Genomic DNA, 9,642 nt, shown 5'->3' on the forward strand with positions numbered 1-9,642 from the left:
GTGAGGAGTGGGGGTTCTAATTGTGAAATTTAGCGAACTTGCAAGTAAACTTGGTTCTGAGACGATCGCTTGTAGTCTGGAAAAAATAAATCATCTCGATCCAGATATTCAAGGTATAGCTGCAATAGATGAGGCAATAGCAGGTACTCTTAGTTATATTGAGGGTGCAAAATTTGCCAGTTATTTAGAAACGACAAATGCTAGTGCTTTAATTTTGCCGATGGATGAAACTCTACAAAATTTGGCAGGTGAGCGTGGTATTGGGTGGTTATCTGGTAAGGAACCGAGATTATTATTTGCTCAGGCGATCGCTCTTTTTTATCGACCTTTTCAACCTACTGCTGAAATTCATCGTACTTCTGTTGTTCACCGGACGGCAAAAGTTGGTAAGAATGTTTATCTTGGCGCTCATGTTGTGGTTGAGGCGGGGGTGAAAATTGGGGATAATGTTTGTATTTATCCGAATGTGGTAATTTATCCAGATGTGGAAATTGGAGAGAATACTATTTTACACGCTAATTGTTCGATTCACGAGAGGAGTCAGATAGGTAAGGGTTGTGTAATTCATAGTGGAGCGGTTATTGGGGGAGAGGGTTTTGGTTTTGTGCCGACTGCCGATGGTTGGTTTAAGATGGAACAATCTGGGAAGGTTGTTTTGGAAGATGGGGTGGAAGTTGGAGGTAATACTACTATCGATCGCCCGGCGGTGGGAGAAACTAGAATTGGTAAGAATACTAAGTTGGATAATTTAGTGCAGATCGCTCATGGTTGTAAGATTGGTAAAAATTGTGCTTTGGCTGCTCAAGTTGGTTTAGCTGGAGGAGTGAAGCTTGGCGATAATGTGATTTTAGCTGGTCAAGTAGGTGTTGCTAACCAGGCAAAAATAGGAAATGGAGCGATCGCTACTGCTCAAGCGGGTGTTCATAGTGATGTTGCTGCGGGAGAGATTGTTTCCAGTAGTCCGGCGGTTTCTAATAAGATTTATTTGAAAGCTTCTGCTATTTATAAGCGTTTGCCAGAAATTTATCAGTCTGTGAAACAGATGAAAAAGATGTTGATGCCATAGATAAATTGAAGAAGGTTTTGGGTCTTAGGTTGTAGGTCTTAGGTTAATTGTTAATAGGCTCTTGGATAATTAAACCTGAAAGCTGTGTGCAATCATTTTTGGTGGAAATTATGGGCTGGTTAGAATAAATATTTAGACTTCAAGAAAAAGATTTTATGTTGTGGCAAACATCTGAGAATCTAGAGTCATTAATTTGCCAAATTGGGAAGTTAAAGTTTTTCGTTATCCTGCTATTGATATTGTTTTTAACATAAGTTATAGTAAAAAAATATAGTTTCATACCATTTATTTATCTATGCTTGACACTTTACTAGCTAGCAAAGCTTCTGAGATTGTACTTTATGGACTTGATAAAGTTACTGGAGGATCTCTAGAGGCAATCGCCGGAGAAGTTATTAAGTCTTTAAAAAGCAAGTTGCAGGGAATTTTTAATCTAGACAGAGCTAGAGAAAATCAAGAACTACTGAAAGCTGCAATTTTGAATTTAATTACAGAAGATAAAAGTTTCCGTAATAATTTAGAGCAGCAAGTATTAAGATTTCAGAAAGAGGAAAATAATACTATTAATGTTACTCAAAATGCACAAGATCGTTCTTTTAACTTTAATAACCTAACTGCTGAAACTAATACGAACATAGCTGCTGATACAAACATAGGTCAACAACATAACTACTTTCGTAACGAATAATAGTTATCGAGAACTTCTTGATAGAGACTTAGTTCCTCTAACTTTAGGAGGAAAATTATTAACATATTTCAAAGTATTTTGTTTTTTGTGTTCAGCATTAATTTTATGGGCATTATTTGGCTGGCTAGCCGAATACTCTTTTCCCGTTGGTGAATCAATTCAGTTACTTTTATCCTGCTTTCATGGAACTGTTTCAACCAAGGTAAACAAATTACAAAAACAGTTACAGGATACAGAATTTATCTCCCAGATAGACAACCAAGAGCAAATAAAAAAATTAAACAATCTTGATTTTCAAGCATGGTTATACATAGAAGTCTTAGATAAATTAGGTAAAAATGAAGCAGAATGTCATAAGAAAATCACCAAGACCATAGAAATTTTAAAGCAAAAAAAAGCAGAAATTTTAGAAGAACTGGAGCCGAGAAGACCAAAAAATTACCGTTTATTTAAAAGAATACACAATTTTTTTCAAGATGGGAACTTAACTAGAACAGAAAAAGAACTCAACCGAATAGATAAAATTTTAAATGACCTAGTCTGTGCTGCTAAAAAAAGTTCTCCTTCACCAGATATTATTCAGGATTTACTCAATGATTTATATTTGGCAATATCTCAAAATGCTGAGAATATTCGCCCTAAAAAAATAGGATTATTGTATAAATTTGGCGAATTACTTAATCTCATATCTCAAAAAGAGATTTCTAGATTTGACAGACAAGAATTAGATAATTATTATGAGAGTACAATTAACGAATTAAAATCTCAAAGACAAGTATTTTCTACAGAATTAAAAAAATTACTTCAAGAAAAGTATGTTCAGGAGCAGGAATTAGAGAAGCTAAATAAAGTAATAGCTGAAGGTGATATTGAAATAGCAAAAATTAGTGAAGAATTTAAGCGCTATAGAGAAGAATGTAAATCCCAAAATTCTCTAGTTGATAATTTGCAGAGTCAGTTAAATGTAGCAAATCAAAAATTGATAGCACTACAAGCAGATCGAAAATCGATATTAAACAGAAACAATCAACTTATAAAAGATATTAATCAAAAACAAAGTGAAATAGATTCACTTAGAGATAAGTATTCTGCCATCAGATATTTAGAAGGTAAATATATCGGAAATCTTAGTAATAAATCTAGTAAGTATCACTTTAATGAAAAATGTCGAGATTGGAAGATGCTTGTGGCAGAGTATGTTTTGGATCTTGATGGTTCACGAGAAATTATCAATAGTAGTCAGTCAAATATATTTAGAAAAAATGGCTTAGAAGCGTGTCAATTTTGTGCAAATCAAAGAAAAAATAAAAAGAAAAAATAAATTGTTTAAGGGAAATTGATCGACTGATTCAACAAACCTATCTATTAACTAAAAATTTTCATAACACTTGACTTCATTACTCAAAACCAAAAATATCTTTCAGAGCTTTTGTTTCACCCGCAACTATTTCTTGACGCACTATTTCAGCCAAAATATCCCACTGTTCATCCTTAGTAGCTCCAAATTTCTCCTGGCACAACCTCTCATCTTCTAATTCAGCTAAAAGACGAGAGGCGATCGCCGAAATGTTCTGCTTCTAACAATTTCTCAATTTCGGAAATTGCACGTCTAAGTAACTCTGTCATATTTCAATATTTATCTAGTCTTTTGTATTATTATGCCAATTTTCCTTCCTTCTTCAATAGACAGCTCCGATTATAAAAAATAAAATTAATTATCCCAAAAAAATCATTCATTCTTTCCCTCTACTCCCTACTCCCCACTCCCTACTCCCTAATCTCATAAAAATGGTATAACTTGATATAACACCTGAAAATAATCAAGAAATTTACATGGATTTTGAACGACCATTAGGCTCAGTAATTCAAGGTTCTCTCAGTCAAGGATTAGAAGTACGACTCCACCCAGATGTATTGGTAGAAGATATGCGGGTTGGTAAATTTTTAGTCGTACAAGGAGTACGCGCCCACTTTTTTTGTATGCTAACTGATGTTTTATTAGGAACATCCAGCGAACGAATAATGATTAACCCCCCCCTACCCACGGATGATTTTTTACAATCTGTTTTAGCTGGAGGTAGCACCTACGGAACTATCGAACTTGCCCCAATGTTAATGTTAATTATTACTCCAGAAACATCATCAGTTTCTTTCAACTCCAACGAAAAAAATGACAATCAAAAAAAATCCCAATCCATAGAAAATTTAGCATCCTTTGAAGCTCAAACCAGTGCCGAAATTAAATTAATGCCAGTCAAAACTATTCCTAGTCATTTTTCCCAAGTTTTTGAAGCAAGTGTCAAAGATTTTAGTCTAGTTTTTGGTAGGGAAGATGACCCCAGTCGCCGGAATTTTGCTGTGGGTAAACCTATTGATATGGATGTACCTGTTTGTTTAGATTTAGATAGATTTGTAGAACGAAGTAATGGAATTTTTGGTAAGTCGGGAACTGGTAAATCTTTTCTGACTCGTCTGCTTTTATCTGGCATTATTCGGAAGGGTGCTGCGGTAAATTTAATTTTTGATATGCACTCGGAATATGGTTGGGAAGCAATGGCAGAAGGAAAACAAGTTAATACAGTAAAAGGTTTACGACAATTATTTCCCGATCGAGTCGAACTTTGGACTCTTGACCCAGAATCTACTAGACGTAGAGGGGTGCGGGATGCACGAGAATTGTATCTTAGCTACAATCAAATTGAGGTTGAAGATATTGGGTTGGTGCAACGGGAGTTAAATTTATCCGAGGCAAGTATTGATAGTGCAAATATTCTCCGCAGTGAATTTGGCAAGTCTTGGATTACTCAATTATTGTCAATGACTAATGAAGATATTCAAATATTTTGTGACGAAAAAAGAGGTCATAAAGGTTCGATTATGTCGTTGCAAAGGAAATTGTTACGACTCGATAATCTGAAATATATGCAGACCAAAAATACAAATAATTATATAGAAGAAATCTTAGAATCTTTGGATGCAGGAAAACACGTTATTATTGAATTTGGTTCCCAGTCAAATATGCTTTCCTATATGTTAGCTGCTAATATGATTACTCGCCGAATTCATAATAGTTATGTCCGGAAAGCAGATAAATTTTTAAGCTCTAAAAATCCGAGCGATCGCCCTCAACCATTAGTCATAACTATTGAGGAAGCTCATCGTTTTCTCGACCCTGCTATAGTACGTTCCACTATTTTTGGTACCATCGCCAGAGAAATGCGGAAATATTTTGTGACTCTATTAGTTGTAGATCAGCGACCTTCCGGAATAGATGCGGAAGTTATGTCTCAAATTGGTACCAGAATTACCGCTCTGTTGAATGATGATAAAGATATTGATTCTATTTTTACCGGAGTTTCTGGCGGTCATAGTTTGCGGTCTGTTTTGGCAAAATTGGATTCTAAACAGCAAGCCTTAGTATTAGGTCATGCGGTACCGATGCCTGTGGTAATTCAAACTCGTGCTTACGATCGGGCTTTTTATCAGGAAATTGGAGATACCGATTGGCGGTATGTTTCTGATAATGAATTGTTTGAAGCGGCTCAGGTGGCTTTGGATGATATTGGGTTTTAGTTTGGGAGCATTGACTTAATCAAAGAGTTTTGACCTAGTTGACAATTTACGTTATAACGTAGTATAATTTGATAGCTCTATCTGGCCTGAGAAAATACAGTCGTCAACTGAAAAAAGGGCTAGAAATTATGTACAAGTCAATTCGTACAAAGCTAAAACTCAATAACAAACAGAAAACCCTGATGGCTCAACACGCCGGCTACTCACGCTGGTGCTACAATTGGGGCTTAAGCTTGTGGAATGCTGCTTATAAATATGGTTATAAACCCAATATCCTTAAGCTCAGAGAAGTTTTTACTAATCATACAAAACCTCTTTATCCTTGGATGAAAAACTTGTCATCTAAAGTTTACCAATATGCTTTCCGAAGCTTAGGTGAAGCATTTAAAAGATTCTTTCAAGGGCTGGGTAAATATCCAAGATTTAAGAAGAAAGGTAAACATGATTCCTTCACAATTGATAATTGTGGAAAACCAATAGAATTAAACGGATGGAGTCACAAATTACCATTTATTGGTATTGTCAAAACTTATGAACCTATTGAAGCAACAACTAAAAAAGTAACAATTAGTAGACAAGCTGGTGATTGGTATCTCAGTTGTAGCTATGAATTAAACCCCACAATCACACCCAAAAAAACTGATGTAGTAGGTGTAGATTTAGGAGTGAAAACTTTAGCTACATTAAGTGATGGAAAAGTATTTGAGAGTTTGAGATCGTATCACAAATTTGAAGCCAAGTTATCTCGAATGCAATACCTAAATCGTCATAAAGAGATAGGCTCTGCTAACTGGAAAAAGGCACAAGGGAAGATAGCCAGATTGCATAGAAAAGTAGCAAACATCCGTCAAGACGCACTTCATAAACTGACAACTTACTTAGCCAAAAACCACGGCAGAGTTGTCATAGAAGATTTGAATGTCAGGGGTATGTTAGCAAACCATAAGCTGGCGAAATCAATAGCCGACCAAGGATTTTATGAATTTCGGAGACAGCTTGAATATAAAACTCATTGGTACGGTTCTGAGCTAGCAATAGTAGATAGATTCTTTCCATCTTCTAAGATTTGTTCTAACTGTGGTCACGTCCAAGATATGCCACTAAGCCTGAGAACTTATAACTGCAAGAAGTGTGGGATATCTATAGACCGTGATTTGAACGCAAGTATTAATTTAAAAAATGCGGTCGGCTTGACCGTCAATGCCTGTGGACGGAGTGCTGCCGACAGTTCCGGTTGAAGCAGGAAGTAAACAGTAAAACGTCATAATGTGACATTTTATATCGGTTTTATGAAGCAGATATGGATTGGCGGTATGTTTCTGATAATGAATTGTTTGAAGCGGCTCAGGTGGCTTTGGATGATATTGGGTTTTAAATAACAAAACAAACATTAGCTACATAGCAAAATGTTTCTACTCCTACAACCAAACAGCACAAATTAACTGAAGTTATCGTCAGTCAAACTTTTCAAGCAAATAAATATTCTTTTGTGATGATGTAGTGCCTATGAAACTAAACTAATAAAAATTTGTTTACTAGGCTGTCTTGCAGGATCTGGTGAAAATTCACTATGTATAAATTCCACAGAATTATAAGTATTAATCCATAAGTGAGCGCCACATTTTGCAGGTTTGTAAGGTTCGTAGACGATTTGGCAAGGACCTGGAATATATAACTCATAACCATAATCGTTGCGTTCGCCATCTTTAACTGAAAGCACAGGTTCCAATTCCTCTGGAGGCTTACCCTTATTACCTTTAATCTTGCTTTGATTAACATGAATCATTTTAGGTTTGGTGGGTATTTCCTTGTTCCAGATACCTTTCGGACCGCGCCGAGCCGGAATTATCACAGGCATTCCATTCTCAGAAACTGGGATTTCCCAGAATCTACCATTTTTCTCAGCATCTTTGACTCTTCCTTGAGCTAATAAAACTAATAAACGTTGACGAGATATACCCAATAAAAAAGATGCTTCTCTAGTACGCATGATTTTTTTCTCAACTATTGGACAATAGTAAGTATCTAATAAAAAGGTAACTTTCTGAAAGTTACCTAACAATAAATGTAAATGAAATTATTGATTTTATCTAAATGTTGGCAGAAGACCCGCATCATAATCTTTAATTTAATATCGGGAGGATGTCAACTACCTAAAATAATTTAGAGGCTACCTATATTTGCTAAACCAAGAATCACACCAGCACCTAAAATGTGACCGAAGCTTGTAGTTGCCAGAACCCCAGCTACTCCAAAACCACCAAAAAAGTTGGAACCAGGCATCGCCGGACCGACACTAGGATATTTCACAGTAAACTTAGCGAAGGCGATCGCTACGATATTACAGATAATCATAATTAAGGCAATTTTTGGACTCCAGGCAAAAGTATTAGGGCCAAGTGTTAATAAAGTTGAGTAAAGCATTTTTTTCTTCTCCTATAGTTATGTGTACATTGAAAACCTCAGTGGCATCTTTATATCAGAAAATTGTTCTTTTTTTTCTTCTAGTGAGACTTAGCAATAATTCTTTACAAATTCAGAATGAGGAGGCAAGAAGAAAGAAGATTGATTATTAAGACAGCACTTCGTGCGGTTATCAGGTACACATTTAGCAAGCAAGATGTCGGCAGCAGAAGAGTTTTACTATTCGCTCCTTGTAGATTATTATGTCCGAAATATACGGTTAAATGCTTACCTTAACCCCGATCTTTTAAGAGAATAAAAAAAGAAAATTCCATATTTCAAAGTCTCTTACTAATTTCCAGATGTACTGATAACTGTTAACTGAATTAAGCCAACCAAATATTAGGAAATATCGACTTCCCGACTTCTCGCACTAACTGATTAATCGTCCTAGCAAATTTAATATGTTCTTCATCCTCTTCCACAGGAATAATATTAGCTTTCTCCCCTAACTTAAACTTATCCACGACTAAATTTGCAGCCTCCAAACCAGTCACATAAGCTTTTTCTTGAGACCACGAACCATGACGATTAATAATCCAATCCCCACTCATAAATACATTCTCAAAACTTGTCTTTGCTGGGAGTAAATATTGATAGCTACCAGGAAAAAAATGAGTTACTCCTTCCTTCACTCTGACAACACTTTGGTCAATAATTTCTGAAGCTATAAATTCAGGAATACAAGTTGCTAAATATTCCCGCACAATTTTAATTATCTCCTCATCACTCAAAGGTAAAAATTGATTAGCATGATAGAAATCTACTTCTAAAACCGTTCCTGGTTCATCTCGAAATTCGTCATGTAAAGCATTCAAATCAAAAAACGTCCAACCAGTAGTTGCATCAAATCCAAAACAAGCATTAGAAGCACGAGGAATCGGAATTTTTCTATCAAACCATAACCTAATTCCTAATACATCAACTCCAGCCAAATTATTAATATTCCTAAATTCTTGACGAGTTTGTAAAGCTTCACTTCCTGCTAAAATCTTTTTCATTCCACTAATACCAACAGCAAAAATTACTGCATCTGCCTCAAATATTTGGTCTTCACAAACAACTCCTTTTGCTTTGCTATTATCATCAACAATTAAGTCAGTAACTCGCTGTTTTGTCATAACTTTTCCACCAAATTTTTCAATATTTTCTACCCAAGGTTTAAATATCATTTCTCCAACAGTACCCCGACACCAAACCACATCAAAATTAGGTTGATGAGCCAGAATAAAATAATACAACATACCCAAAGCAGCCGCCGCCGAACATTGTTCTCCCGGAGCAAATAAACCAACTAATAACATGGCGTTAAAAGCATCATCATATAATCTCTTGGTAACGCCGTATTGTTTGAATAATTCTCTAGCCGTTACTGAATCATATCTTCGCCAAGCTTCATCCGAATTATCAAAATCTATAAGAGAATAAAGCAGTGGCAGAGCAGAAAGGCGATCGCTTAAAGGTAGCCGTTGAAATTGAGTATAAATAAAAGTACCAAGAGGAGTTGGTAGGGGTGGTAAATCTTGAAAAATTGGTGATTCTACTTCTAATCCAGCGGGAGAATATTGAGCAGAACGAGTCCAAGGGGTGAAGGGATTGAGATTTAACTCCTTGACTAGAGAGAATATGTTATGGTACGGGTACCAAAAACCATGTATCCCGACTTCTACTGAACGGCCACCGGGAGTTTTCCAGCCAGCCACTAAACCACCAGGATAAGGGCCAGCTTCTAGAAGTGTAACATCATAGTCATTTTTGGCTAGGTGGTGAGTGGCTCCTAAACCAGCCCAGCCAGCACCTACTACTACTATCTTAGGAGTTTGAGTTTCTGTAGACATATTATTTTGGAATC

The 9,642-nt window shown here is 36.0% G+C and carries 9 protein-coding genes; 5 read left to right on the plus strand and 4 right to left on the minus strand.

Annotation, left to right across the window (positions count from 1 at the left end; translation table 11 throughout):
• Window positions 1-22 precede the first annotated feature (22 nt).
• From lpxD to F6K22_RS19820, 3 genes are all read left to right on the plus strand, one after another.
• Window positions 23-1,066: a UDP-3-O-(3-hydroxymyristoyl)glucosamine N-acyltransferase gene (gene lpxD / locus F6K22_RS19810; protein ID WP_293101559.1), complete on the plus strand. Its 1,044-nt coding sequence runs from the start codon at window positions 23-25 to the stop codon at window positions 1,064-1,066.
• Between the two features lie 295 nt (window positions 1,067-1,361).
• On the plus strand, window positions 1,362-1,754 hold the full coding sequence (locus F6K22_RS19815; RefSeq protein WP_293101562.1) for a hypothetical protein: 393 nt from the start codon (window positions 1,362-1,364) through the stop codon (window positions 1,752-1,754).
• 85 nt (window positions 1,755-1,839) lie between these two features.
• Window positions 1,840-3,075: a coiled-coil domain-containing protein gene (locus F6K22_RS19820; RefSeq protein ID WP_293101565.1), complete on the plus strand. Its 1,236-nt coding sequence runs from the start codon at window positions 1,840-1,842 to the stop codon at window positions 3,073-3,075.
• A 76-nt stretch (window positions 3,076-3,151) separates the two neighbouring features.
• On the opposite strand, the gene F6K22_RS19825 is transcribed toward F6K22_RS19820, so the two are convergent.
• Window positions 3,152-3,274: a hypothetical protein gene (locus F6K22_RS19825; protein ID WP_293101568.1), complete on the minus strand. Its 123-nt coding sequence runs from the start codon at window positions 3,272-3,274 to the stop codon at window positions 3,152-3,154.
• Between the two features lie 313 nt (window positions 3,275-3,587).
• Here F6K22_RS19825 and F6K22_RS19830 point away from each other — a divergent pair, with 313 nt between their 5' ends.
• Window positions 3,588-5,327 carry a helicase HerA domain-containing protein gene (locus F6K22_RS19830; RefSeq protein WP_293101571.1) on the plus strand — a complete coding sequence of 580 codons (1,740 nt, stop codon included), beginning with the start codon at window positions 3,588-3,590 and terminating at the stop codon, window positions 5,325-5,327.
• 125 nt (window positions 5,328-5,452) lie between these two features.
• The gene (locus tag F6K22_RS19835; protein ID WP_293101579.1) at window positions 5,453-6,565 is read left to right on the plus strand and encodes an RNA-guided endonuclease InsQ/TnpB family protein; all 1,113 of its coding nucleotides are present in this window, start codon (window positions 5,453-5,455) and stop codon (window positions 6,563-6,565) included.
• Between the two features lie 266 nt (window positions 6,566-6,831).
• Here the strand turns inward: F6K22_RS19835 and F6K22_RS19840 are convergent, their stop codons facing one another.
• The 3 genes from F6K22_RS19840 to F6K22_RS19850 all read right to left on the minus strand — a co-directional run.
• Window positions 6,832-7,317, minus strand: coding sequence for a hypothetical protein (locus tag F6K22_RS19840; protein ID WP_293101574.1), 486 nt, complete (start codon window positions 7,315-7,317; stop codon window positions 6,832-6,834).
• A 173-nt stretch (window positions 7,318-7,490) separates the two neighbouring features.
• Window positions 7,491-7,751 carry a photosystem I reaction center subunit PsaK gene (gene psaK, locus F6K22_RS19845; RefSeq protein WP_293101576.1) on the minus strand — a complete coding sequence of 87 codons (261 nt, stop codon included), beginning with the start codon at window positions 7,749-7,751 and terminating at the stop codon, window positions 7,491-7,493.
• 365 nt (window positions 7,752-8,116) lie between these two features.
• Window positions 8,117-9,642, minus strand: a 1,526-nt coding sequence (locus F6K22_RS19850; RefSeq protein WP_363273968.1) for a hydroxysqualene dehydroxylase, incomplete at its 5' end; no start/stop codon positions are given.

Origin of the sequence: Okeania sp. SIO2F4, assembly GCF_010672385.1 — a bacterium.
Classification (GTDB): domain Bacteria; phylum Cyanobacteriota; class Cyanobacteriia; order Cyanobacteriales; family Microcoleaceae; genus Trichodesmium.